This window comes from Streptomyces sp. NPDC091292 (genome assembly GCF_044757265.1).
Classification (GTDB): Bacteria; Actinomycetota; Actinomycetes; order Streptomycetales; family Streptomycetaceae; genus Streptomyces.
This window is the reverse complement of the sequence record NZ_JBIVUQ010000005.1, coordinates 85,665-110,587: the sequence shown is the minus strand read 5'-3', so window position 1 is coordinate 110,587 and position 24,923 is coordinate 85,665. Positions and strand designations below refer to the sequence as shown.

At 72.2% G+C, this 24,923-nt stretch carries 22 protein-coding genes; 10 read left to right on the top strand and 12 right to left on the bottom strand.

All coding sequences use genetic code 11. The annotated features are described in order from the left end of the window. Nucleotides 1-105 precede the first annotated feature (105 nt). Nucleotides 106-576 (bottom strand): DUF6153 family protein, encoded by a 471-nt coding sequence (locus ACIQNU_RS16920; RefSeq protein ID WP_401366606.1) that lies wholly within the window; start codon nucleotides 574-576, stop codon nucleotides 106-108. A 144-nt stretch (nucleotides 577-720) separates the two neighbouring features. Between ACIQNU_RS16920 and ACIQNU_RS16915 the strand changes: the two genes are divergently transcribed. From ACIQNU_RS16915 to ACIQNU_RS16905, 3 genes are all read left to right on the top strand, one after another. Continuing rightward, nucleotides 721-1,089: a BlaI/MecI/CopY family transcriptional regulator gene (locus ACIQNU_RS16915; RefSeq protein WP_401366604.1), complete on the top strand. Its 369-nt coding sequence runs from the start codon at nucleotides 721-723 to the stop codon at nucleotides 1,087-1,089. Continuing rightward, nucleotides 1,086-1,994, top strand: coding sequence for a M56 family metallopeptidase (locus ACIQNU_RS16910; RefSeq protein ID WP_401366602.1), 909 nt, complete (start codon nucleotides 1,086-1,088; stop codon nucleotides 1,992-1,994). Before ACIQNU_RS16915 ends, ACIQNU_RS16910 begins: the two co-directional genes overlap by 4 nt. 152 nt (nucleotides 1,995-2,146) lie before the next feature. Next, nucleotides 2,147-3,172 (top strand): NlpC/P60 family protein, encoded by a 1,026-nt coding sequence (locus ACIQNU_RS16905; RefSeq protein WP_401366601.1) that lies wholly within the window; start codon nucleotides 2,147-2,149, stop codon nucleotides 3,170-3,172. Between the two features lie 14 nt (nucleotides 3,173-3,186). Here ACIQNU_RS16905 and ACIQNU_RS16900 read toward each other — a convergent pair whose 3' ends face one another. Genes ACIQNU_RS16900 through ACIQNU_RS16890 form a run of 3 tightly spaced genes read right to left on the bottom strand, consistent with a single transcriptional unit; the run spans nucleotide 3,187 to nucleotide 5,144 of the window. Next, the gene (locus ACIQNU_RS16900; protein ID WP_401366599.1) at nucleotides 3,187-3,672 is read right to left on the bottom strand and encodes a hypothetical protein; all 486 of its coding nucleotides are present in this window, start codon (nucleotides 3,670-3,672) and stop codon (nucleotides 3,187-3,189) included. Nucleotides 3,673-3,681: 9 nt separating this feature from the next. After that, a complete protein-coding gene (locus tag ACIQNU_RS16895) occupies nucleotides 3,682-4,119 on the bottom strand; it encodes a GNAT family N-acetyltransferase (protein ID WP_401366597.1) in 438 nt (145 codons plus the stop codon). Nucleotides 4,120-4,160: 41 nt separating this feature from the next. Continuing rightward, nucleotides 4,161-5,144 (bottom strand): hypothetical protein, encoded by a 984-nt coding sequence (locus ACIQNU_RS16890; protein WP_401366595.1) that lies wholly within the window; start codon nucleotides 5,142-5,144, stop codon nucleotides 4,161-4,163. Between the two features lie 208 nt (nucleotides 5,145-5,352). On the opposite strand from ACIQNU_RS16890, the gene ACIQNU_RS16885 reads away from it, so the two are divergent. From ACIQNU_RS16885 to ACIQNU_RS16865, 5 genes are all read left to right on the top strand, one after another. Then, nucleotides 5,353-5,637, top strand: a complete 285-nt coding sequence (locus ACIQNU_RS16885) for a heavy-metal-associated domain-containing protein (protein WP_401366593.1) — start codon at nucleotides 5,353-5,355, stop codon at nucleotides 5,635-5,637. A 108-nt stretch (nucleotides 5,638-5,745) separates the two neighbouring features. Then, entirely contained in the window at nucleotides 5,746-8,010 is a 2,265-nt protein-coding gene (locus ACIQNU_RS16880; RefSeq protein WP_401366591.1) for a heavy metal translocating P-type ATPase, read from the top strand. Between the two features lie 191 nt (nucleotides 8,011-8,201). Beyond that, complete coding sequence (locus tag ACIQNU_RS16875; RefSeq protein ID WP_401366590.1) at nucleotides 8,202-8,642, top strand: hypothetical protein; 441 nt, start codon at nucleotides 8,202-8,204, stop codon at nucleotides 8,640-8,642. 80 nt (nucleotides 8,643-8,722) lie between these two features. Beyond that, nucleotides 8,723-11,173 (top strand): tetratricopeptide repeat protein, encoded by a 2,451-nt coding sequence (locus ACIQNU_RS16870; protein WP_401366588.1) that lies wholly within the window; start codon nucleotides 8,723-8,725, stop codon nucleotides 11,171-11,173. A 321-nt stretch (nucleotides 11,174-11,494) separates the two neighbouring features. Next, nucleotides 11,495-12,769 (top strand): sulfite oxidase, encoded by a 1,275-nt coding sequence (locus ACIQNU_RS16865; protein ID WP_401366587.1) that lies wholly within the window; start codon nucleotides 11,495-11,497, stop codon nucleotides 12,767-12,769. 52 nt (nucleotides 12,770-12,821) lie between these two features. Here the strand turns inward: ACIQNU_RS16865 and ACIQNU_RS16860 are convergent, their stop codons facing one another. Both ACIQNU_RS16860 and ACIQNU_RS16855 read right to left on the bottom strand, forming a co-directional pair. After that, nucleotides 12,822-13,178: a hypothetical protein gene (locus ACIQNU_RS16860; protein WP_401366585.1), complete on the bottom strand. Its 357-nt coding sequence runs from the start codon at nucleotides 13,176-13,178 to the stop codon at nucleotides 12,822-12,824. Nucleotides 13,179-13,279: 101 nt separating this feature from the next. Further along, on the bottom strand, nucleotides 13,280-14,212 hold the full coding sequence (locus ACIQNU_RS16855) for a LysR family transcriptional regulator (RefSeq protein WP_401366583.1): 933 nt from the start codon (nucleotides 14,210-14,212) through the stop codon (nucleotides 13,280-13,282). A 179-nt stretch (nucleotides 14,213-14,391) separates the two neighbouring features. Here ACIQNU_RS16855 and ACIQNU_RS16850 point away from each other — a divergent pair, with 179 nt between their 5' ends. After that, a complete protein-coding gene (locus ACIQNU_RS16850) occupies nucleotides 14,392-15,624 on the top strand; it encodes an MFS transporter (protein WP_401366581.1) in 1,233 nt (410 codons plus the stop codon). Here the strand turns inward: ACIQNU_RS16850 and ACIQNU_RS16845 are convergent. The 3 genes from ACIQNU_RS16845 to ACIQNU_RS16835 form a co-directional block, all read right to left on the bottom strand. Continuing rightward, the gene (locus ACIQNU_RS16845) at nucleotides 15,614-15,838 is read right to left on the bottom strand and encodes a hypothetical protein (protein WP_401366579.1); all 225 of its coding nucleotides are present in this window, start codon (nucleotides 15,836-15,838) and stop codon (nucleotides 15,614-15,616) included. The genes ACIQNU_RS16850 and ACIQNU_RS16845 overlap by 11 nt on opposite strands. Nucleotides 15,839-15,944: 106 nt before the next feature. Then, nucleotides 15,945-16,904: an ion transporter gene (locus ACIQNU_RS16840; protein WP_401366577.1), complete on the bottom strand. Its 960-nt coding sequence runs from the start codon at nucleotides 16,902-16,904 to the stop codon at nucleotides 15,945-15,947. 128 nt (nucleotides 16,905-17,032) lie between these two features. Then, on the bottom strand, nucleotides 17,033-18,505 hold the full coding sequence (locus tag ACIQNU_RS16835; protein ID WP_401366575.1) for a helix-turn-helix domain-containing protein: 1,473 nt from the start codon (nucleotides 18,503-18,505) through the stop codon (nucleotides 17,033-17,035). A gap of 312 nt (nucleotides 18,506-18,817) precedes the next feature. Between ACIQNU_RS16835 and ACIQNU_RS16830 the strand changes: the two genes are divergently transcribed. Then, a complete protein-coding gene (locus tag ACIQNU_RS16830) occupies nucleotides 18,818-20,158 on the top strand; it encodes a M64 family metallopeptidase (RefSeq protein WP_401366573.1) in 1,341 nt (446 codons plus the stop codon). A gap of 13 nt (nucleotides 20,159-20,171) precedes the next feature. Here the strand turns inward: ACIQNU_RS16830 and ACIQNU_RS16825 are convergent, their stop codons facing one another. From ACIQNU_RS16825 to ACIQNU_RS16815, 3 genes are read right to left on the bottom strand one after another with little or no spacing between them, the layout of a single operon-like run. Further along, nucleotides 20,172-21,929 carry an ABC transporter ATP-binding protein gene (locus ACIQNU_RS16825; RefSeq protein ID WP_401366571.1) on the bottom strand — a complete coding sequence of 586 codons (1,758 nt, stop codon included), beginning with the start codon at nucleotides 21,927-21,929 and terminating at the stop codon, nucleotides 20,172-20,174. Next, nucleotides 21,926-23,647: an ABC transporter ATP-binding protein/permease gene (locus ACIQNU_RS16820; protein WP_401366569.1), complete on the bottom strand. Its 1,722-nt coding sequence runs from the start codon at nucleotides 23,645-23,647 to the stop codon at nucleotides 21,926-21,928. The genes ACIQNU_RS16825 and ACIQNU_RS16820 overlap by 4 nt, the downstream gene beginning before the upstream one ends. After that, nucleotides 23,644-24,912 carry a hypothetical protein gene (locus tag ACIQNU_RS16815; protein WP_401366567.1) on the bottom strand — a complete coding sequence of 423 codons (1,269 nt, stop codon included), beginning with the start codon at nucleotides 24,910-24,912 and terminating at the stop codon, nucleotides 23,644-23,646. The genes ACIQNU_RS16820 and ACIQNU_RS16815 overlap by 4 nt, the downstream gene beginning before the upstream one ends. Between the last annotated feature and the right edge of the window lie 11 nt (nucleotides 24,913-24,923).

The window sequence follows — 24,923 nt, the reverse complement described above, 5'->3', positions numbered from 1 at the left end:
CCTGCTCTCGGATCTGTCTGTCGGATCCGTCTGTCGGACCTGTGAAAGGGCATGCCGCTGCGCGCCACCGCACCGTCGAGGCGGTGTGGCGTCGCGTGGGCCGCTCTAGATCCGCAGGAGTTGGAGTTCGGCGAGTGAGGGAGGTGCCCGGCCACCGTCAGGGCCGTCCGCGCGTGCGGTGGGGCGGGCCTGCGGGGTGCCGAGGCCGTGGATGACGTCGGGCAGCAGCGCGGGGGCGACCATCGGGGACCCCGCGACGGATGCCGAGGCGCAGGTCGGGTCCGCGTGGGTGCCGTGGCCCCCGCAGCCCCCGGACTCGTGGTCGCACACGTCCGGCGTGGACGCCTTGAGTCCGGTGTGCGTGACGGTGACCGTCACGTCGTGGCCGGTGGCGGCCGGCGCGGGGACCGGGCCGAGCCCGTGCATGCCGACCAGGCCCAGCAGGACGGTGCACACAAGGAGCCCGAGCAGACACACCGGCGACCGGCGCGCGGCACGCACCGCTCGCCGCGTCACGGCATGGGCGCCGGGCGGGGCGAATGCCGCCCCGCCGTCTCGGGTGGTTCCGGAGTACACGCGACGGATGGTACCTGCCCGGGGTATGACTTCCCGACCCGGCCGGTCCGTCCGCGCGCCGGGGGCACCTAGCATGGGCCTGCGTCGGCGAGGGCCGCGTATCTGCGAGGTCTGCGGGATCGGCGAGCGGAAGGACATCGGGGCATGCGGCGGCTGGGGGATCTGGAGGCGGAGATCATGGACCGCCTGTGGACATGGAACCGCCCCGCGACGGTTCGTGAGGTCGTCGACGACATCAATGAGACCCGGCCGGTCGCGTACACCACCGTCATGACCGTCACCACCATCCTGCATTCCAAGGGGTGGCTGGTACGGAGCAAGCAGGGGCGTGCCTGGCTGTACACACCGGTCCGCAGCCGCGAGGCATACGCCGCCGCGCTGATGGAGGACGGTCTCGGCGCCAGCCAGGACCGGCCTGCCGCACTGTTCCACTTCGTGGAGAACATGTCCGACGACGAGGTGGCCGCGCTGCGGCAGGCCCTGCGGAACGTGGGCCGGCGGGACGAGCCGTGAACGCGGCCCCGATCCTGATCGGCTACACCGTGGCCGTCGGAGGTGTCGCCCCCTACCTGATGCTCCGCAGCTCATGGCCGTACCGCGCCCCGGCCCTGGCCCTCGCGGTGTGGCACACGCTCGCCGTCGCGTTCTCCCTCGGGGTCGCGCTCGCCCTGTCCAATCTGGCGATGCCGACGGAGCATCTGCACGCGGGGCTGATGGGTGTGCTGCACTCCTGCGGCCTGGACGTGGGCACGACCCACCCCGACCCGGGCACCGCCCACCGCCTCGCCGTCGGGCTTCCCGCGTCGGTCGGAGCGGCACTGCTCGTCGGATTCGCCTTCCATGTCGTCCGCGCGCACCGGGCGCGCGCACGGCAGCGGGAGGCCCTTGACCTCGTCGGCCGGCACTCCCCCGGGCTGAGCGCGACCGTCGTCCCGTACGACGTTCCGGCCGCCTACTGTCTGCCCGGCCGACGGCCCCGGATCGTGGTCAGTGACGCGGCGGTACGGCGGCTGACCGCGCGGCAGCTCGACGCGGTCCTTGAACACGAGGCGGCGCACATCGCCGGGCGGCACCATCTGGTACTGGCGGCGGTGGAGGCGTTCCACTCGGTGTTCCGGCGGATTCCGCTGGCGCGGCACGCGCGCGAACAGACCGCGCTGCTGCTGGAGATGATCGCCGACGACCGCGCCCTGCGGACCCACTCCCACGAGTCGCTGGTCACCGCGATGTACGAGATGGCGGCGGCCCGCGCGCCGAAGGGCGCCTTCGCCGCGGGAGGCGGGACGGTGCTGATCCGGCTCCGCCGTATCCTCGGCCCCCGCCGCACCCCGCACCCGGCGTTCGGCGTGACCGTGGCCTCCACGGCGACCGGTGTCCTGCTGCTGCCGCTGCTGCTGGTCTGCCCGCCCGGCCTCTGACTTTCCCGGGCCGGGACGGCCCGGCACCACCGTGATCGCGGACCCGCCTTGCGCCGCCAAATACGAATCTACTAAGTTCACTAGCGGTTCAGGCTTCGCACGTCTTCGGCCGACGCCGACCGGTCCGCCACCGCACAGAGGAGTCCTCCACCATGGGAACGCACCGTCGGCCCAAGCCGCCCGGCCGCGCGCGGCTCACGACCCTTGGGATAGCCGCCGGCACGGTCAGCCTGCTGCCGACCCAGGGCCAGGCCGCGCCCAACCCCTCGGTGAACGAGGTGCGCAAGCAGGTGGAGAAGCTGTACGAGGAGGCGGAGGCCCCCACCGAGGAGTACAACAGCATCCGCGAGAAGGAGAAGAAGCTCCTCAAGGAGGCCGACCTCGCGCGTGACCGGCTGGCCCGCAAGCAGCAGGAGATCAACGAACTCCGTGCGCTCACCGGCCCGTTGGCGGCGGAGCAGTACCGCACGGGCGGACTCGACCCCAGCGTGCAGCTCTTCCTCTCCGGCGATCCGGACGACTACCTCGACAAGGCCCAGACCCTGGAGCGCACGGGCGACCGCCAGGCGCAGGCTCTGGGTGAACTCCAGCGCACACAGCGGGAGTTGGCCCAGGAGCGCGCGAGCGTCGCCAAGAAGATCGAAGCCCTTCAGAAGACGCGCGACAAGGCGGGCGAGAAGAAGGACGAGGTGCAGGGCAAGCTCGCCAAGGCCCGCAAGCTCCTCAACAGTCTCACCGCCGAGCAGCGTGCCAGGATGGACGCCGCCCAGGAGCGCGAGGACGCCGCGACGGGCAGCAGTGACTCGGCCGCCACGTACAACGGCCCCGCGAGCGGACGCGCCAAGGCGGCACTGGACTTCGCGTACGCGCAGCTCGGCAAACCCTACGAGTGGGGTTCCACCGGGCCCGACTCCTTCGACTGCTCGGGTCTCACCGGCGCCGCCTGGCGCGCGGCCGATGTCTCCCTGCCCCGCACGGTCCAGCAGCAGTACGACGCGGGCCGCAAGGTGTCCCGCGCGGATCTCCAGCCCGGCGACATCATCTACTGGTACAACAGCACCCAGCACAACGGCATGTACGTCGGCGACGGCAAGGCCATCCACGCCCCGCGCACCGGCAAGAACGTCGAGATCACCAACCTGGACTCAATGCCGTACTTCGCGGCGTCCCGGCCCTGAGAGCCGGCTGGAGCCTACGAACCCGAGCGCAACCCGAGGACGCTGTGTTCCACCACGCCCGAGGGAAGATCGCTCCTTCCCGAAGACCGGGCAGTCAACTCCACGAGACCGGCCCGGAGGTCGGCGGCGGGCTCTCCAAGGACGATGGCGCTGATGATCAGCTCCATCATCAGGCAGTCATATGCGTCGCCCATGCCCCGATAGCGCTCACCATCGGCCTCCACCACAGCGGATGTGATCCTCCGCCCGCCGCCGGCCACGGGCGCGAAGGTCGCTTCATAGACGCCTTGCCCCTTCCAACTCCGGTGCATGAACAGGACATCGCCTTCAGCGAAGACGTTCCACTTCTCATCCATGTCCCGGGCTCGATATCCCTGCCGGATCCGGTCCCAGTCCTCGTCAGTCCAGACACGATCCGGCAACTGCGAGACCGGGCTGGGCACGTTGATCGGCTGGAGGCGGCGGAACGACTCTCGGGTGAGCGGGGCATCGGCGGTCATGACGCCATCCTACGGATGCACCGCTGCAGCACTCCAAGAGGAGGCTGGGGCGATCGAGATGGAGTACATGACCTGCGGCGCGTCGAACTCCACGAACCTGTCGACGACACCCATCCCCATCCGCTCCAGAAGCCGCCGCGACCGGGTATTCGCCTCCTGCGTCACGGCCACGACGGCCGGCGGCCCCACGTCCACGTGATCGAGTACCCAGGCCACCACCCGGCCAACGGCCTCACCCGCGTACCCCAACCCCCAGTACTCCGGCAGCAGTTGATACGAGACCTCGGCGCGGTTGCCCCGGCGGGTGTCGGGTTCGACGGACACGAGACCGATCACGGCGGCGTCCGTGTTCTTGTCTTTCACGTCCGCCGCCTCCACGGGGCGCAGGAGCAGCCGGGGCGTGGTCAGTCGCGTCGGCCAGGGGGCCGGCAGGGGTGATCGGGGCATGGCCACGATCATCGCAGCACCCACCTGTTCGCATCAGTGGATCAGTGCTGGTGTCCGTCGTCGTCGCCCCCGGGCCTCTCCGTCGGGGACTCGTCGTGGGTGGGTGTGGGCGGCGTGGTCGGTCGGCCTGTGTGGACCGTGAAGGCCGCCGTGTGCACCTTTCCTTCGTGCTGGAAGTCGAGGAAGAGCCGGTAGGTGCCCGCGCTGGGGGCGGTGGCCGTGAAGGAGACGGCCGGGCCGGGGCGTGTGGTGCCGTCGCCGGGTTCGCCGTTGGGGTGGACGTGGAGGTAGGCGAGGTCGCCGGAGCGCAGGGCGACCAGGTGGCCGTAGGCGCCGAGGTAGGGGTCGAGGTTGGTGACGGGTTCGCCGCCCTTGCTGACGTTCAGCTTGAGTTCGCTCGCGGCGCCCGGCTTCAGGGTGCCGTCGAGGCTCACCGTGTATCCGTCGACCTTGGACGTGGCGCTCGCGGGCGGGAGCGGCTGGGGCCGGAAGTCACCGGCGGCGGCGAGGTCGGCACCGAGAGTGAGGCTCTCCGCGTTCTTCTTGTCGGGGGTGAAGTCGGCGAAGACGCGGTAGCCGCCGGCCTCTGGCAGGGTGATCGGCGTCGACCAGGTGCCGTCGGCGGCGCGCGTGGGGTGCACGTGGCGGAAGGTGTTCAGGTCGCGTGACGCGATGATCAGGTGCAGCTCCTTGTCGTGGGAGCGCTGGAACGCCGTCACGGCACGGCCGTCATCGCCCGTGATGACGAACCTCAGGTCGTCGGGCCGCCCGGCCTCGATCCGTGGCGTCTTGAGGTCGAGGGTGTAGCCGCCCTGTGACACCTGGAGTCCGCCCGGCGGCATCGCCCCGTGGCCGCCGCGCCCCGCCCCCGCGCCGGCCGAGGCACCGGGCGCCGCTGCGTGGTCGCCATGGCCGGTGGGTGGGTCCGCGACCACGGGGTCGACGCCCTTGCCCACGGCGAAGGCGGTTCCGAAGGTCGCTGCGACCGCCGCGGCGAATGCGGTGATCTTCACGGCTGTGTTCATGGTCGTCCCTCTCGGACAGCTTCGGCTACAGCTACGACTACGGCTCGCTGAGAGCCCTTCACGCAGTTCAGATTACCCCCAGGGGGTATAAAGTCAATCGCAGACTCCCCTTGCTTTCGATACCCCCAGTAGGTATACCTGAAAGCGGGCTGGGATACTCCCATCGGGTATCCGGCCGATCACGTCACCGACTCAACCTGGAGGAACCATGTCCTCGTCCTGCTGCACCCCCGACCACAGCTGCTCCTCCGGCCCCACGGAGCAGACCGTCGAGGCCGTGGGCGTGACGAGTGTCTACGCCGTGTCCGGCATGACCTGCGACCACTGCCGTTCGACGCTCACCAAGGCGATCGGCGACGTGGACGGCGTCCGCACGGTCGACGTCGACCTCACGGCCGGCACCGTCACCGTCCTCAGCGCCTCCGCGCTCGACGACACCCTGATCGCGGACGTCGTGGACGACGCCGGGTACGCGGTCACCGGCCGGGCCTGACAGACCCACCCGCGCCGAGCCCGCCCGTACCCACCGGCGGGCCCGGCGCCCCCCTACCCGTACATCCCTACGAGTCCTTCTACGAGCCCTTCGTTACGAGGAGCAGCCATGACCACCCACACATCCGCACCGGCCGAGGTAGAACTCGCCATCGGCGGCATGACCTGCGCCTCCTGCGCGGCCCGTATCGAGAAGAAGCTCAACCGGATGGACGGCGTCACCGCGACCGTCAACTACGCCACCGAGAAGGCCAAGGTGTCGTTCGCCGACGGTGTGTCCGTGGGCGATCTGATCTCCACCGTCGAGGCGACGGGGTACACCGCCGAGGAACCGGCGCCACGGGACGCGCCGTCCGGCGAGGGTGACGGCGACGGGAGCCGGGCCGCGGACGACGAGTTGCGGCCTCTGCGGCAGCGGCTGTTGACCGCCGTCGCACTCGCGGTGCCCGTCATCGCGATGGCCATGGTCCCCGCCCTCCAGTTCGAGTACTGGCAGTGGCTCTCGCTCACGCTGGCCGCGCCCGTGGTCACGTACGCCGCGTGGCCCTTCCACAAGGCCGCGTTCACCAACGCCCGGCACGGCGCCGCGACCATGGACACGCTGATCTCGGTCGGTACGTCGGCCGCGTTCCTGTGGTCCGTGTGGGCCCTGTTCCTCGGTACCGCGGGCACGCCCGGGATGACGCACCCGTTCGAGCTGACGATCGCGCGCGGTGACGGTGCCGGGAACATCTATCTCGAAGCCGCGGCCGGCGTCACCGCGTTCATCCTCGCCGGGCGGTACTTCGAGGCCCGTTCCAAGAGGAAGGCCGGAGCCGCGTTGAAGGCGCTGCTCAGCCTGGGCGCCAAGGAGGTCACCGTGGTCCGGGGTGGCCGCGAGGAGCTGATCCGTACCGAGGACCTGAAGGTCGGCGACCACTTCGTGGTCCGGCCCGGCGAGAAGATCGCCACCGACGGCACCGTGGTCGAGGGCTCGTCGGCCGTGGATGCCTCCATGCTGACGGGCGAGTCCGTGCCGGTGGAGGTGTCGGTCGGCGACTCCGTCACAGGTGCCACGCTCAACGCGGGCGGCCGGCTCGTGGTCGAGGCCACCCGGGTCGGCGCCGACACGCAGCTCGCCCTGATGGCGAAGCTGGTGGAGGACGCCCAGAACGGGAAGGCCGCCGCACAGCGTCTCGCCGACCGGATCTCGGCGGTGTTCGTCCCCGTCGTCATCGCGCTCGCCCTGGGCACGCTCGGGTTCTGGCTCGGCAACGGTGCGGGCATGACGGCCGCGTTCACCGCCGCCGTCGCCGTCCTGATCATCGCCTGCCCGTGCGCCCTCGGCCTGGCGACACCGACCGCCCTCATGGTCGGTACGGGCCGTGGCGCGCAGCTCGGCATCCTGATCAAGGGCCCCGAGGTACTGGAGTCGACGCGCAAGGCCGACACGATCGTCCTGGACAAGACGGGCACCGTCACCACCGGCCGGATGACCCTCCTGAAGGTGCACACGGCGGGCAACGCCGAGGAGGCCGACGTCCTGCGGCTCGCCGGTGCGCTGGAGCACTCCTCCGAGCACCCGATCGCGCGGGCCGTGGCGGACGGAGCGGTGGCCGCCGTGGGATCGCTGCCGACGCCCGAGGACTTCGCCAATGTGCCGGGGCTCGGTGTGCAGGGCATCGTCGAGGGGCACGCCGTGCTCGTCGGCCGGACCCGCCTGCTGTCGGAGTGGGCGATGGCTCTGCCCGCCGAGCTGGAGGAGGCCAAGTCCCGCGCCGAGGAGGCCGGGCGGACGGCCGTCGCGGTCGCCTGGGACGGTGAGGCCCGTGCCGTCCTGGAGGTCGCGGACGCCGTCAAGGACACCAGCGCGGAAGCGATCAGGCGCCTGAAGGCGCTGGGGCTGACGCCGATCCTGCTGACCGGTGACAACAAGGCCGTCGCCGATTCCGTCGCGCGCGAGGTCGGCATCGACGCCGACCATGTCATCGCCGAGGTGATGCCGCAGGACAAGGTCGACGTCGTCAAGCGTCTTCAGGGCGAAGGCCGTTCGGTGGCCATGGTGGGTGACGGTGTCAACGACGCCGCCGCGCTCGCCCAGGCCGACCTGGGGCTCGCGATGGGGACCGGTACCGACGCGGCCATCGAGGCGGGCGACCTCACCCTGGTCCGCGGGGACCTGAGGGTCGCGGCCGACGCCATCCGGCTCTCCCGCAGGACCCTCGGCACCATCAAGTCCAACCTGTTCTGGGCCTTCGGCTACAACGTCGCCGCCCTCCCCCTGGCGGCGGCCGGACTGCTCAACCCGATGATCGCGGGCGCAGCGATGGCCTTCTCGTCGGTCTTCGTGGTCGGCAACTCCCTGCGGCTGAGGTCGTTCCGGGCGACGAGCTGACCCTCCCGCCCACACGCACGATGGCCGATACGGCCCCTTGGAGGGGCTGTTCGGCCATCGTGCCGTGGTGAAGGAGCCCGTGAGCCGCTGCCGTCGGTGGTTTCCGAGGGCGGCGCAGTACGTTGGACGGTGAGCGGTTGTCGTCGGGCAGTGACCGGGTAGCACCGGGCGGGGTGCGCGGAGGGACGGCTATGACGGGGAATCCCCCAGGGCGACGGGGCGCGTTATGGGTGCTCGCGCTGGTGTGCGGTGTCACGGCGGTCGGGCTGGTGCTTCTGTCCGTCCTCGGAGGGCTGGACGCGGGTGGACAAGTCGCGGGGCTGATCGGGGCGTTGACGGGTGTGGTCGGCTGTGCGCTGGCGCTGTGGCCGCTGCTGGGCGGCGGGAGCGGGAGGGACCGAGACGGTCGTCGGTCCCGGGTCAGGGCGGGCCGGGGCGGGCTTGCCGTCGGCGGGAGCGTGGTCGGCACGGCGGTCGGGGCCCGTAGCAGGGTCACCGGTCCTGCTTCGGGTCGGCCGCCCGCGAGCACGACCCGGTCGGGGAGCGATGCCGATGTGGCGGCGGGGGACGACGGCCTGGCGGTACGTGGCGATGTCGTGGACAGCGCGCTCGGTGAGGACAGCGAACGGTGAGCAGGTGGCCGGGGAGGCGCGGAAAGCCCGGGGGCGGACCGCCGCCCCCGCCGCCGGAGGTCACCGCCGAGGGTGAGGGAGTGAACGTCGCGGCCGGCGGTGATGTCGTGGCGTCCGCGATCGGAGACGGCGCCAGCGTCGTCAACCGGTACGAGGTGCACCATCATCATCACGCGCCCGAGGTGATCTCCTGGCCGATGCGGATCGGGACCCCGCCCGTGCCGCCCTCGGCGGCCCAGCCGCGCCAGGCCGTACGGCAGCGGATCGACGCGGCGCGACGGCTGGGCCGGACGGTGGTGCTGACGCAGGTGCTGTCCGGCGGTGGCGGCGTGGGCAAGTCGCAACTGGCCGCCGCCTACGCCAGGGAGGCCATGGTCACCGGGACGGACCTGGTGGTGTGGGTGCCGGCGGCGGAGGTGCGGGACGTGATCCTCGCGTACGCGCGGGCCGCCGCCCGGGTGCGCGCTCCCGGTGCCACGGGTGAGGAGCCGGAGCAGGACGCGCGGTGCTTCCTCGACTGGCTGGCCGCCACGAACCGGAGCTGGCTCGTGGTCCTGGACGATGTCGGCGACCTGACCGCCATGTCCGGTTGGTGGCCGTCTGGCGGGTCCGACGAGGGCTGGGTGCTGGCCACCACACGCCGCCGCGACGCCGCTGTCACCGGCGGCGGGAGACGCATGGTGGAAGTCGGGGTCTTCACACCGCGGGAGTCGGACGCGTATCTCTCCACGCGGCTCACCGAGGCCGACTGCCCCCAGCTCTTCGACGCGGAGTCCGGTGCGCTGGCGGAGGCGCTGGGGCATCTGCCGCTGGCGCTCAGTCATGCCGCCGCCTACATGGTCGACATGGGAGAGAGCTGTGAGGGCTATCTCCGGTTGTTCCGTGACCGCAGTACCGGCCTGGCCAGGCTCTTCCCCGCCCACGCGGACGGCGACGGCTACGGACGCGCGGTCGATGTGACCCTGCTGCTGAACCTGGCAGCCGCCGACTCCCATCCCCCCGTCGGTCTCGCCAGCCCCGGCATGTATCTCGCCGGACTCCTCGCCCCGGCGGGGCACCCCGAGTCCTTCTGGGCAACTACGCCTGTCGTCGCGTACTTCGGCCGGGACCGCGACCCCGCGAAGGGCGACGAGCCGGTCACCACCGCGCAGGCGCGTGATGTGCTCAGCCTGCTCAACCGGTACGGACTGCTCACCTGGCAGAAGGACGGCAGCCCTGACGCCGTCCAGGTGCACGCCCTCACCGCGCGTGCGGCGCGCGAGCACACACCGCCGCAGGTCGGGACGGACGCGGCGTATACGGCGGCCGACGCACTCCTCGCGGTCTGGCCACGGCTCGATGCCCCCGAGTCCGGCCTCGCGGCCGTCCTGCGCGCCAACGCGAGCACCCTGCGCGACCTGGCGGAGGCCCACCTCTGGCGCCCCGAGCCCCACGAGGTGTTGTTCACCACGGGGAACAGCCTCAGCGACGTGGGTCTGTACACGGCTGCCGTCGACTACTGGCGCGCCTTCGCCGATGCGTGCGCGGATGCGCTCGGGCCCGACCACCTGGACACGATCAGAGCGCGCGCACATCTCGCCTCGTCGTACCGGAACGCAGGACGCACAACAGAAGCCATCCCCCTCGAAGAAGCCGTACTCGCCGACCGCGAACGACTCCTCGGCCCCGACCACCCCGACACCCTCGCCGCGCGGGCCAACCTCGCGCACTCCTACTGGCAGGCGGGGCGCACGGACGAGGCCGTCCCGCTGGAGGAGAGCGTGCTCGCGGATCGGCGGCGGCTCCTCGGCCCCGACCACCTGGACACGATCAGAGCGCGCGCACATCTCGCCTCGTCGTACCGGAACGCAGGACGCACAACAGAAGCCATCCCCCTCGAAGAAGCCGTACTCGCCGACCGCGAACGACTCCTCGGCCCCGACCACCCCGACACCTTCACCGCACGGGCCAACCTCGTCTTCTCCTACCGGCTGGCGGGACGCATGGAGGAGGCCGTCGTGTTCAGCGAAAGGCTCCTGGACGACCGCGAGCGCGTCCTCGGTTCCGATCACCCGGACACGCTCCGGGCCCGGGTCCATCTCGCCTCGTCATACTGGAACGCGGGGCGCACCGCGGAAGCGGTCGTCCAGGGCGAGAGCAATCGCGTCGAGAGCGAGCGGGTCCTCGGCCCCGACCACCCGGACACGCACACGATTCGTGCCAATCTCGCCGTGTACTACCAGGAGGCCGGGCGGAGCGGGGACGCCATCGCGCTGCACGAGGATGTGCTCGCCGACCGGCAGCGCTCGCTCGGCCCTGACCATCCGGACACGCTCACCGCACAGGCCAACCTCGCCGACTCCTACCGGAAGGGCGGGCGCCCCGACGACGCCGTCCGCCTTGAGGAGACCGTACTCGCGGGGCGGCTACGCGTGCTCGGGGCGGACCATCCCGACACGCACCGGGTGCGTACCCACCTAGCGGCCTCCTACCGGCAGGCAGGCCGTGCCGACGATGCCGTGGCTGTCGACGAGGGGCGGATGCCTCGTTGACGGCCGCTGTACGAGACGGTCTCTGCCCGATCCCGGAGCCCCGGCGCATTGCGCGTACCCGTGACGGGAACCCTCATCGGGTCCTACGCTCGTTCCGTGATCGCCGACAGCCGTTGCCTCGCCGTGTGCCGCCCGCTGCCGCGCGGCTGTTGTTGTTGATCGCTGATTCCGGCCCCGGCCTCGGCCCGGTGCCTTGGCGCCAGCTCGGCCGGTAGCGCGGTTCGATCCCCCTGTGCCACCCGGGCGCACCCCGACGACCGCCCGCCCTCGTCGCGCGTCTCCCGTCCGCACGCCCTGTCGCCGTCAAAGGAGCAGATCCTGATGCGTATCAACGAGTCCGCGTACGACCGGCGACGGCTGCGTCAGTGGCTGGCCGGTGAGGCCAGGGCCGAAGGGGTGTCGCGCCGCGACCTGTTACGGCTGGCCGCCGCGGCCGGTGTCCTCACGACGGTCACCGCCGCGCGAGCCGCCGCCGACACCCCCGCGCCCCGGGCCTCCGCACCGGGCATCGTCAAGCCGCTGCCCCCGGAGCTGTTCACGATCCGGGGCACCAACGCGGAGACCAACTGGCCCGCGCTGCACGGCACCGGCTACCACACACCGGTCGACCGGTTCTTCGTCCGCAACCACACCTCCACGCCCGTACTGGACGCGGACGACTGGAGCCTGAAGGTGTGGGGCAGCGGGCTGCGCGGCGCGCCGGGCATCGACCGGGCCGTCGAGTTCGGGCACCGCGATCTGCGGCGGATGCCGTCCGTGACACTCGACGCGTTCATCGAGTGCGCGGGCAACGGCCGCAGTTACTTCACCACCCAGCAGGGCGACCCCGCCACCGGCACGGCGTGGACCCTCGGCGCGATCGGCAGCGCCCGCTGGCGCGGCGTCCCGCTGTCCCATGTCCTGCGCCTGGCAGGACTGGTCCGGCACGCCGTCGACCTGCAACCGCGCGGCCTGGACGACACCTGGGTGTCCAACGGCACCGACCTCGGCCACGTACGCCGCCCCCTGCCGCTCACCAAGGCGCTGGACGACGTGGTCCTCGCGTACGAGATGAACGGCGAGCCGCTGCCCTACGACCACGGGTATCCCGTACGCGTGCTCGTGCCGTCCTGGGTCGGGATCGCGAACATCAAGTGGGTCGGCGACATCGAGGTCTCCACGGAACCGCTCTACTCACCGTGGAACACGGACCTGTACCGGCTGTTCGGGCCCGGTCATCCCGAGGGCGGCGGCGCCCCGCTCACCGGGCAGACCGTCAAGAGCGCGTTCGAGGTGGCCGCCGGAGCCGATTTCGCGGTGGGTGGGCGGCACCGGCTCACCGGGCGTTCCTGGTCGGGCGGCGGGGGGATCCGCCGGGTCGAGGTGAGTACCGACGGCGGCGCGACATGGCGCCGTGCCGAACTGCATGACCGGCCCCGCGCCTCCGCCTGGTCCCGCTGGTCCACGGACTGGCACCCCACGACACCCGGCCCGACCACGCTCCTGGCCCGCGCCACGGACATGGGCGGCCGGACCCAGCCCTCGCACACCGCACCGAACACGCAGGGATACCTCTTCGACGCTGTGGTGCGTCATCCGGTGACGGTGGTGGCGTAGTCGGCGGCGGGACACATCGGGTGGGGGACGGCGGTTCTACGGTCGGATCGGCTCAGATCGGCTCGTCCATGTCGCCGTCCCCCCACACCGCCAGCCACTCATGGCCGCCCCACGCCAGCACGATCAGGGTGGCGACGGCGGTCCCCACCGCCACGGCGATCCGGGTGCCGGGGGCGGCCCTGCCGCGCAGTGCCGCCGAGACCAGCGCCCAGGCCGCCAGCGTGAGCGCCGGGACGCCGATGAGCATCAAGGGCAGTCCTCCGTACAGCAGGCTCCAGTCCCGCTCCCCTTCGAAACTGCCGTACAGCCCCGGACGGGCCCCGTGGTACCAGACGGTGACTCCGACGCCGGCCGCGGCCACCCCCACCAGACAGCCGACGGCGCCGCCGGCTCTTCCGCTCTCTCCCATGATCCCTCTGGACGCGCCGCGACCTGGGACGGTTCCCCACGGCGGGTTCGTCTCCCGGACAGGTGTGCGGGCAAAGGGTTTCACTCGCCGGACGACGGCGATCACCGCGCCCACCGGGGAGTCCACTCCTGCGCGTCGCCGCGGTCGGCCGGTCGTGTGGTCGCGAGGTGGTCGCGCAGTGCGGTCAGCGTGGGGTGGGGGTTGTCGGTGCGCCAGATCAGGGAGTGCGGGTAGACCGGTGTCGGGTCGTGCAGGGCGACGCGCCGGAGGTCCTGCTCCACCGGCCAGATGAAGCGAGTCTGTTCGCCGACGAAGGTCGCCAGGGCCGCGGACTCGGCGATGGTGTCGAGGAGCGGTTCGGCCCCGAAGTCGGGGCCTGTCACCTCGATGGTGAGGCCGAACTCGGCGGCGAGGTCGTCGTAGTACGTGGCCCATTCGGTACCGGCGACGATGCCGGGCATCCAGATCCGGTGCCCGGCGAGTTGCGCCGGGGTGACCGCGCGGGCGCCTGCGAACGCGTGGGCCGGTCCGGTGAGGAGCTGGATGCGCTCGTCGAAGACCCGGACGGCCTCGATGCCGTCGGGGAGCTGGCGCGCTGTCACGGTGACGGCGCGGATCGTCGCGTCGATCGCGCCCGAGCGGACGGCGGCGATGGCCGCGTCGGCGTCGAACAGGGTCACGACGTCGAGTTCGGTGCCGGGATGGGCGCGGTGGAAGTCGCGCAGCAGACCCGCGGGCGCCAGCCGCCGGCCGATCACGTCGACGCGCAGTGCGCGGCTCCCGGGCCGTACGGAGGCGGCTGCCCGCTCCTCGGCGCGGAGGAGATCGCGGGCGTGGGGCAGGAACGCCTGTCCGTCGATGGTGAGTCGGGCGCCGCGTGCCGTGCGGGTGAACAGCCGTACACCGAGGCTCTTCTCCAGCGCCGCGACGCGCTTGGAGACGGCCTGCTGCGTGATCGTCAGGTGGGCGGCTGCCTCCTGGAACTGCCCCGCGTCGGCGACGGCGACGAAGGTGCGCACGGCATCGAGATCCATCCGCACACCCTAGGGCGCTTCTGATGGATCTCCGTCGTACAACCGATGGTTGTGGCGGGTGAGGTGGGGTGGTTGTTTGATCGGGGAGTCCTTCGCTGGCTTGGATAGGGCGCGCCAGCAACGGGTTCGAGGGGTCGAGGGGTTCTCACGTGGTGGAAACGGGGGGTGGCGGGCCGGGCATGGGGGCCAGGCAGTCGCTGGGGCGGGGGTTCGCGTGGTTGTGGGCGGCGTACGGGGTGAGTGTGTTCGGTACCTGGCTCGCCTTCGACGCGTTCCCTCTGGTCGCGATCCTGGTGCTGCACGCCGGGCCGACGGAGGTGGCGATCCTCGCCGCGTCGGGCGCCGCGGTGGGGGCCGCGGTGGCGGTGCCGCTCGGCCCGTGGGTGGAGTTCCGCCGGAAGCGGCCGGTGATGGTGGCGATGGATCTGATCCGGTGCGCGGCGCTGCTGAGTGTCCCCGCCGCCTATGCACCGGGGTGGCTCTCCTTCGGTCAGCTCCTGGTCGTGTCGGTCGTCGTCGCCGCGGCGGACATCACCTTCAACGCGGCGAGCGGCGCGTATCTCAAGGGGCTGGTGCCGTCGGAAGGCCTGATCGTCGCGAACGGGCGCTTCGAGTCGACGATGTGGACGGCGAGCGTGCTCGGTCCGCCGCTGGGCGGGGCCGCGATCGGGCTGTTCGGTCCTGTGCTGACCGTGGTGGCCAACGCGGTGAGCTTTCTGCTGTCGGCCCTGGGCATCCGCGCGATCGGAGGCGAGGAGTCGCGTCCCGTCCGGACCGGCGACCCGGCACGGCTGCGCGCCGCCGACCTGCTCGACGGGTGGCGGTACATCCTGGCCGACCCGACGCTGCGCCCGCTGTTCTTCCACACGATCCTGGCCAACGGGCTGATCATGGCGACCGCTCCCCCGCTCGCCGTACTCATGCTCGGCGACCTCGGCTACTCGCCTCTCGAATACACCCTCGCGTTCGCCCTGCCCTGCATCGGCGGCCTCATCGGCGCCCGTCTGGCGCGCCCGCTCGTCGCACGGTTCGGACAGCACACGGTCCTGCTGACGGCCGGGACCCTGCGGGCGTGCTGGCTGCTGGGGCTGCCGTTCGTCCGTCCCGGTCCGGTCGGTCTCGCGGTCATCATGGTGGTCGAGTTCGGATTGATCTTCTGCTCCGGTGTGTTCAGCCCGGTGCTCGCCACCGTGCGGCTCACCCGGACCGCGACGGACCGCGTCACGCGCACCCTGTCCGCGTGGTCGGTCACCACCAAGCTCAGCATCGCGGCCATGACCGCCCTCTGGGGTCTGCTGGCCGGCCTCACGAGCCCCCGCACGGCGCTCGCGACGGCCGGCGTCCTCATCCTGGCGACACCTCTTCTGCTGCCCTTCAGAAGACGGCCGTCCGACGTGGGCGCTACCTCTTGACCCGGTGCAGCGCTATGTCCCGGTTCACGAAGAGGTGTACGTAACCGCACTCCCAGCAGATCAGGCCCCGCGCGGACTCGTCGGCCCACGCCAGCTTCAGGAACTCCTTGCCGAAGCTGTTGAGCAGGACTTCCCGCTCGCGGAAAAGGTCGCTCTCACAGATCTGGCAGGTGATCCACTTGTCCCCCAGCGACGCACGCACCGGCTTGGCCATCGCGTTGTCCCCTCCCCCGAACACTCCGTGTCCCTCAACCCGGCCCTCGGATGGAGGGCCGTGGACTGAGCACCATAGCAATGATCTTGAAACGGGAGGATCGAGGTCAGGGACTTCCCGAGGGCAGTGGACCGGTGCGGGACGCGGGCGTCGGAGGCGGTACGGAGGCGTACGCGAGGCTGCTCTCCAGGTCGTCCAGGGCGCGGCGGGCGACGGCGATGCGTTCCCTCAGGGCCTGGGGGTCGCCGGGGGCGGATTCGCTTGCGGCGGGGCGGAGTGCGGTCTCGTCTCGCTCCCTCACCCGTGCCTCCTCGTCGCGCTCCATTTCCCGTGCCTCGTCGAGGGAGGTGATGACGACGCCGATGAGGACGTTGACGAGGACGAAGGAGGCGAGGAGGACGTACGAGGCGTAGTAGACGATGCTCCAGCGGGAGATCTCCAGGCCGGCGCGGACCGCGTCGCCGAGACCGTCGAGGGTCATGAGGAGGAAGAGGGTCAGGACCGCGCGGCCGATGGAGCCGAAGTGCTCGGGGTCGTGGGCGGCGAAGAAGACCCAGCCGACCATGGCGTACAGATAGAGGAGCAGTGCGCCGACGAGCAGGAAGCTGACCGTGCCGGGCAGGCTGCGGCCCACCGCCACCATGACGACGCGGAGTTGGGGCAGGAACCGGGCCGCGCGCAGTACCCGGGCGAGACGCAGCAGGCGCAGGACGGTGCCGTTCTCGCGGATCACGGGCAGGAACGCGGACAGGACGACCGCGAGGTCGAACAGGTTCCACGGGTCGCGGAAGAAGTCGCGTGGCCGGTCGGCGTGCGCGGCGAGCCGGAGAAGTAACTCGACGGTGAACGCGGCGAGGCAGGCGTGCTCGGCGAAGCGCAGCCACCCGTGCCAGTCGGCGACGACGCCCGTGTACGTCTCGACGCCGAGCAGCACCGCGTTGGCGACGATCAGGGCGAACACGGTGACGGCGAACCAGCGCGTCTCGGTCAGGGCTCGGCAGCGCCGCGCCAGGGCCTGCCGCGCGGTCGGCGCCGGGGCCGGGGCCGGGGCCGTACAGTCCGTCATCCTGCTCCTCGTAACTCCACACTCGACGGCGGTGTGACGCGCCACGAAGGCTTTCCGGCGCGCACAAGAAAGCTCAACAGGGGTGCGGGGCAGCCCTGTTGAGCCGTCTTGCGCCACGGAAGAGACTTCTACAGAAGTGTAGATTCTGGCGAGGCTCCCCGGTGCCAGTGGGGAGGACGGGCCGGGGCGGGGCCGAGAGTGGTGGTGCCGGGGGCGGCACGGTGGCCGAGGCCCGTGCGGTAGGCGTCGAGTGCGGCTTCGACGCGGCCGGTGCGGCGGAGCAGGTCGCCGAGGAGCCGGCAGATGTCGGCGAGGTCGCCGGTGGCGCCTGCGGTCTCCAGCAGGGCGAGCGCGATGGTGTAGTGCTCCTCCGCCGATTCGAGGTCGTCGCCGTCGCCCTGCTCGGCGATCATCCCGAGCAGCCGGTGGGCCCCGGCCGCGTGCACGGCGCCCCGCTCCGAATGGAGCTGGTCCACCAACTCCCGTAGCAGGGAAGCGGCTTCGGCGGTCTTGCCGCGGCGGCGGAGCACGTCGGCCAGCTCCACGCCGACCTGGCTGGCGTAGAGGGCGGCGCGCTGCGAAACGAGCCCGGTGTGGGCGGTGCGCAGCTCGGACTCGGCGCGTTCGAGGTCGCCGTCCTGGGCGTGGACATAGCCGCGCATCCAGTGGCACTGGGCGAGTTCGGTACGGAGCTGGAGCTGCTGGTAGTAGGCGGCGGCCTTGGCCAGGGACTCCTCGGCCTCAGCGACCTTGCCCTCGGCGATCAGCGTCCGCGCGACACCCCGGTGCATCCGGGCGATCAGCTCGGGGTCGGAGACCTGCGGGGCGAGTGCGAGGGCGAGTTCGGCGGCCTGCGCGGCACGGGCGTGCGCGCCGAGGTCCATATAGGGGGCGATGGCGGCGGTGTACAGGAGGACGAGGGCTTCGGGGTCGTGCAGTCCGGACGAGTTGAGTTCGTCGAGGGTTTTCTCCACCAGGTAGCAGGCGTAACGGAGTTCACCCGCGAGGAGATGGGTGACCGATCGGCCGCGGATGGCCGCCACGCGCTGCGGAAGGGGTGCGCCGGAGGCGACGAGGACGGATTCGGCCGCTTCGAAGTGGTCCCGGGCCCGGTCGAGGTCCCCGGTCTCCAGGGCGCAGTGGCCGAGGCCGACGAGTGCGGCGGCGCGTTCGGTGTCGAGGCCGTGGTGTTCGGCGTCGCGGAGGATGCCGGTGTAGCGGTCGGCCGCGTCGTCGGGGTCGTGGGTGGCGAGGGTGCGCTGGGCTTCGGTGAGCCGTAGCCGCAGGTCGGTGGCGAGGTGGGCGGGCCGCCCCGTGACCAGCTCCTCGTAGCTGCTGCCCAGGCGCTCGGCGATATGGCGCAGGGCCTTGTCGGAGGGGTGCACTTTCCCGGCTTCGAGGGTGGAGATGTACGCGGCCGTGTAGGCGGGTTCGGCAAGCTGACGTTGGGTCAGTCCGGCGTTGGTGCGCAGTTGGTGGACGCGCTGACCGATCGCCTCCCGGGTGTCGGCGGTGTCCGGCGCCCCGGTCGTCTCCCGCGCCCCGGTGGTCTCCCGCGCGTCCGCGCTCTCGTCGCTCACCGTCGTACTCCCCTGCGTCATCGCCCGGAGTCTGTCCCGCGCGGAGAATTCATCGAGTCTCCCGTGAACTCCCTTACGTGCAGGACGCGTTACGCGATGGTAACCACTCCAGCCCGGTCAAGTCCTTGCGCGGGCGGCTCGGCCGATCCTAACTTAAGCGCCAATCCAAGTGGGATTAACGGGGGATTTAACAAGGCCCGTGGCCCCGCCCGAGCCCGCCGCGCCGCAGCACCCCCGGACAAACCCGCAGACACTCCGCACCACCCGCCTCACCCCAGTAACACACCCCCAGTAACGCACCCCCAGGAACCACCTCACCCCCAGGAGGAATCCGTGCGAATACGTCCCCGCGCCGCAGGCGTCATCTGCGCCCTGCTGTGCGTCGGCGCCACCGCCCTCAGCACTCCGGCCGGCGCGGCGGGAACCGGACCGGCACCCGACACCCGATCGCTGTCCGTCGAGTACTTCCCCGGCCCGCACTCCGAAGGACGCTACACCGAGGTCCCGGCGACCGCGCCCGAACGGCTCGGGAAGTCCGGCAGGTCCGCACCGCTGAGCCCGGAACTCACCTCGGTGACCGCGCTCCAGGACTCCGGACCCACCGCCGACCGTCTCGACCTGGTGGTGATGGGCGACGGCTACACCGCGGCCCAGCAGGGCGACTTCCAGGCGGACGCCAAGGCCAAGATCGAGTCCGTGTTCCAGATCGAGCCCTACAAGAGCTACCGGGGGCTGTTCAACATCTGGACCGTGGACGTGGTCTCCCGCGAGTCGGGCGTCTCCGGCGATCCCACACGGAACACGGTGCGGGACACCGCGCTGTCCTCCTACTTCTGGTGCGCCGACACCGAGCGCCTGCTGTGTGTCGACACCGACAAGGTCAGCACCTACGCCGCCCAGGCACCGGCCGCCGACATCGTCTTCGTGCTCGCCAACACCACGAAGTACGGCGGCGCCGGATACAGCGACGTCCCCAACACGGTCGGGTACGACGGCATCGCCACCATGTCCGCCGACAACCCGCAGTCCACCCTGATCGGCGCCCATGAACTCGGCCACTCCATCGGCCACCTCGCCGACGAGTACACGTACGACTCCTACGGTCGCTACACCGGTCCCGAGGCCACCGAGGCCAACACCTCGATCCGTGACGCGGCCTACCAGCGGCAGCACCAGGTGAAGTGGTGGCGCTGGATGGGTGAGCAGGACCCGGCCGGCGGCACCGTCGGCACGTACGAAGGCAGCGGGTACTACCCCTTGGGTCTGTACCGGCCCACGGACACCTCGATCATGCGCACCCTCGCCAGCGACACGTTCAATCTGGTGGGCACGGAGAGCATGATCGCCGGGTTCTACCGCTACGCCGGCGCCCTGAGCAGCGAGGTGTCCACCGTCGCCCCCGTGCGCTGGTACACACCCCTCCGCGTCCGGCTCGCCTCCTTCGAGGGCGAGGGCCTGGCGGAGGTGCGGCTGCGCTGGTACGTGGACGGGCGTGAGGTGCGATCGGCGCGCGGGCAGCGGTCGGTGACGCCGCTCCAGCTGGGCGTCCTGCCGCTCCTGGGCCGTTCCCGGACGGTGACGGCGGAGGCGGTGGACACCACGTCCGCCCTGCGCGACCCCGCGGCGCGCAAGGCGGCAACCAGCTCGCTGACCTGGACCGTCGGCACGAGGTGACGTAGGGAGACGCTCACTCCCCCGTCAGCACCCTCCTGAACGCCCCTTCCCGGGCGGCGAGTTCGGCCCACGTACCCTCCTCGGCGACCCGGCCCGACTCCAGCACCGCGATCCGGTCCGCCCGCCGGACGGTGGCCGCGCGGTGGGCGATCAGTACGGTCGTGCAGTCGGGCAGCGCGGCGAGGATCTCCGCGTCGCCGACGCCGTCCAGGTGGCCGGTCGTCTCGTCGAGGACCAGGACGCGCGGGTCGGTCAGCAGGGCCCTGGCCAGGGCGACACGGGCGCGCTGGCCGCCGGAGAGGGTGGCGCCCCGCTCGCCGACCACCTGCGCGTATCCGTCGGGCAGCCCGTCCGCGATGCGGTCGACCCCGGTCGCCTTCGCCACCGCGAGCAGTTCGGCGTCGGTGGCGTCGGGGGCCGCGAGCCGGAGGTTGTCCGCGAGGGTGCCGTGGAAGAGGGGTGCCTCCTGGCCGACCACGGCGACGGTGCGCCGCAGCACGGGCTCCGGGAGATCCCGCAGGTCCACCGTCCCGCCGTGCTCCGCGACGAGTTCGACGTGTCCGGCGCGCGGGTCCCAGAAGCGGGCGAGCAGATGCGCGCAGGTGGACTTGCCCGCGCCCGACGCTCCCACCAGGGCGACGGTCTCGCCGGGGCGTACCCAGAGGTCGATCCCGTTGAGCACGGGTGCCCCGCCGTAGTCGAACCGCACCCCGCGCAGCCGTACCCCGAGGGGCCCTTCCGGTACGGGCCGGGGCGTGGTGGGCTCGGGGGCGCCTGCCGGGGCCCGTACCGCCGCGCCGACCCGGGACGCCGCCGCGCGCAGGCCGCCCGCCTGTCCCAGTGCGGCAGCCGATTCGGCGACCGGGGCGAGGACGCCCAGGGCGAGGGCCATCGTCGCGGGGGCCCAGGCTCCGTGCACGGTGTGCGCGGCCACGGCCACTACTGCGACGACGGCCGCGACCACGAGGAGGTCGCGGGCGGCGGTGGTGTCGGCCTCCCAGGACTGCTCGGCACGCTGGGCGTCGCCGAGCGCGCGACCGTCGGCGCGCAGTCGCTCCCGCCGCTCCTCCAGGCCGCCGAACGCGAGCAGTTCGGGCAGCCCGTCCACGCTCTCGACCGCCTGCGCCGACAGGTCCGCCGCGGCCTGCCGCGTCCGGGCCCCGCGCGCCGCCCGCCCCCGCCCGTCGAGCAGCGGCGCGACAACCAGGAGCACAGCCACGGGGAGTACGGCGACGAGCAGCCACGGTTCGACCGCCGCGAGAACGACCGCTCCGCCGCCGAACACCGCGCCGGATGCGAGGAGTTGGGCGACGGCATGGGCGTAGAAGAACTCCAGGGCCTCCACATCGCCGAGCGCCGTCGAAGCGAGGTCGCCGCTGCGCCGCCCCGCGACCCGGGCCGGCGCCGAGCGTGCCAGGCCGTCGAAGACGCGGACGCGCAGCTCGGCGAGTACCCGGTAGGCGAGGTCGTGCGAGAGGTCCATCTCCCACCAGGTGGCGACAGCGCGGAGGAGCACGAGGGCGACGAGTGCGGTGAGCGTGCCGGGGTCCGGGGGTGTCCGGTGGCGTACGGAGTCGCCGACGGCGTACGCGGCCAGCGTCACGAGAGCGACCAGCGCGGTGTGTCCGGCGAGTGCGGCGACGAAGGTCCGCAGGGTCATGGCCTTGTGCGCACCGAGGACCGGCAAGAGGGCGCGCAGCGCGCCTCGCTCGGGCGATCCCGCACCAGCCTTCCGGGCCGTCGTCGCGCCGGTGTACGTCGTCGTGTTCATGCCGCCTGTCCCGCCTTCACCAGTCGCGCGTACACGCCGCCGCCGGCCAGCAGCCCGGCGTGGTCTCCTACGGCCTCGACCCGGCCGCCGTCCAGGACGACGATCCGGTCCGCGTGCCGTACGGACGCCAACCGGTGGGCGACGACCAGACAGGTCCTGCCGTGGGCCGCCCGCAGCAGCTCCCGTACGATCCCGGCCTCCCGGCGCTCGTCGACCGCGTTGGTCGCCTCGTCGAGGATCAGTACGGGTGTGTCGGCGAGCAACGCCCTTGCCAGGGCGAGGCGTTGACGCTGGCCACCGGAGAGGGTGGAGCCGCGCTCCCCGATCACGGTCGCGTAGCCGTCGGGCAGCCGCAGGATCTCGTCGTGGATTCCGGCGGCACGGGTCGCCGCGCACAGCGCGTCGTCGCTGGCGTCCGGGCGGGCGAGCCGCAGATTGTCGGCGACGGACGCGTGGAAGAGGTACGTCTCCTGGGAGACCGCGGCGATCCCTCCGCGGAGTGATGCGAGGGTGTACGCGGTGGTGTCGACGCCGTCCAGGAGGACGCGTCCCGCGTCGGGGTCGGCGTAGCGCAGGAGCAGGCGGAGCAGGGTCGACTTGCCCGCGCCCGACGGTCCGACGACGGCCGTGATCCGCCCGGCCGGGGCGGTGAAGGTGACCTTGTCGAGCGCGGCTCTTCCGGCATCCGGATAGCTGAAGTCGACGTCCTGGAACCGCACTTCGGGCGCGCCCCGCCAGTCCGCGGTCACCTCTCCCTCGTCGCTGACTCCGTCCTCGGCGGTCCGCAGCTCCGCGATGCCGTCGGCGGCCGAGACGCCCAGATAGCCGGAGTGCCACTCGCGTGAGAGGTCACGTACGGGCCGGAAGCACTCGGACGCCAGCATCAGGACGAGGTAGGTGCCGGTCGCGGTGGTGGCTCCCGACGCGGCGGACGCGCACGCGACGAGGACGGCCGCCACCGTGCCGCCCTGGACGGCGAGATCGGTGATCCCGGTGTCCACGAGCGACACCCGCAGCTTCGCGACGGTCGCCCGGTGCAGTGCGCCCGACCGCTCCGCGAGCCGGGCGCGGGTCCGGCCGACGGCCCCGGCGGACCGGAGCGCGGGCATGCCCTGAAGCGCCTCCAGATAGTCGGCCGACAGCGCCTCGTACGCGCCCCAGTGCTGCTGCCCGCGCCGTTCGAGCAGCCGGTCCCACCAGCGGGGTGCGCAGAGGGCGACGACAAGGGCGGGGACGAGGGCGGCGAGCGCCCACGGCTCGATCCACCCGACGGCGACCAGCGGCACCACGGGCACGGTGCAGGTGATCAGGAACTGGGGCAGATAGCGCGACACATAGGCGTCCACGCCCTCGACGCCGTCCACCAGCGTGGCGCGCACGGCTCCGGCCCGGGTGTCCGCCCGCCGGGCGGGTCCGCTCCGGCCGAGCCGGATCAGCAGTTCGTCGCGCAACGCGACCCGGACCGCCGATCCCGCCCCCACCGCGAGGCGCCGCTGCCACCGCCCGAGCAGGGCCCGGACCAGGACGGCCGCGACGACTGCGGCCAGCAGGGTGGGCAGCCCCGCCGTGTCGCCGGACGCGATCCGGGCGAGGGCCACGGCGAGGAGGACGGCCTGCGCGAGATGGGTCGCGGCGACGGCGGCGAGCAGGGCGGTCGCCCCGAGCAGGGGGCGCCGGGCGGTCCGGGCGGCGCGCAGCAGCTCGGGGTGGAGCATCATGAGGGGGGTTCTCCTTGTGGGACGGGCGTACCGGGGGTCTGTGGCTTCGGCGTGCCGAGTGCGAGTGCGTGCACGATCCAGTCGCGGCCCGGGGGTCCGCCGAGCGCGGCGCCGAGGTCGGCGCCCTGCCAGGAGCCGATGGGCCGGGATGCGAGGCCGAGGGCGGACGCGGCGAGTTGGGCGTGGCCCACGCCGTATCCGGCGAGCAGGTGGTGGCGTCCGACGCGGGCGGGGCTCGCGTCCGACGGGCAGCCGTGGGCGAGCAGGACGGCTCCGGCTCCCGCGATCCAGCCCTGGCGCGCGGCCCACACGGCGAGGGTGGGCAGGACATCGCCGGTGGCGCGTACGGTCAGCTCACCGCCGTTCACCTCCAGCAGCCCCGGTTCGGGCGCGCCCATGGCGAGACACCAGCGCGGCCCGTCGTCCGGCACCGCGGACTCGGCTACGGCGGACTGGACCACCGCGGACTCGGCCACCGCGAGCACCCGCGCCAGCACATCGGTCGCCGGCCGTCGGGAGGACGCGAGCACGGACGGGTCGGCGCTTCGCCGCCCGAGCAGCAGGGGTTCGGGCACGGCTCCGGCACGCGGCGTGAACCATCGGCGGCCGGTGGCTCCCGCGCCGGAGATCTCACCGAGCACCCGATACGCCTCGACCACGTCGGGAGGCGCGTCAGCGGGGGTGTTCGGCTCCGGCGCCCCGGTCGTGCACCAGGGTTCCCACTCCGCCCGGGAGGTGAGCTGTACGACGGCGAGCGGGATGCCGCAACCGGGTGGGGCGGGCACCCCTCCGCTCCTTGCGACAGCCGACGACAGACACGCGGGGTGTCCCCCGGTCACGGCGAGTGCGGCCACGGCGTGCCCCACGTCGAGGAGCACGAGCGGCCATGCCCGGTGCCGGTAGTGGGCCACGGTCCGCTCGGGGCGCGCGGCGAGCACCGCGAACACACCGGGCGGCGCCGGATCGGGTGCCGGTCCCACCCGGTGGAGGCGATGGCGCTCGGGGTCGTACGCGTACCGGCCGGGCCGTACTCCCCCGCCGACCCCCACCAGCAGCCAGGTGTCGACCGGATGCAGAGCACCCGCCGACGGCACGGGCCGCAACCGCCCGCCGGCGAGGGACAGCCGGAGCGTCCGGTCCAGGGCGGCGGGGACGGGCACCGGTTCGCCGGACGGCCGAGGCGGGTCCGTGGGAGGGAGGTCGGGGCCGGGGACCTCCGCCGCCGAGCGGGCCCGCGCCAGTGCCTCACGTACGAAGGTCGACATGGTGGCCCGCG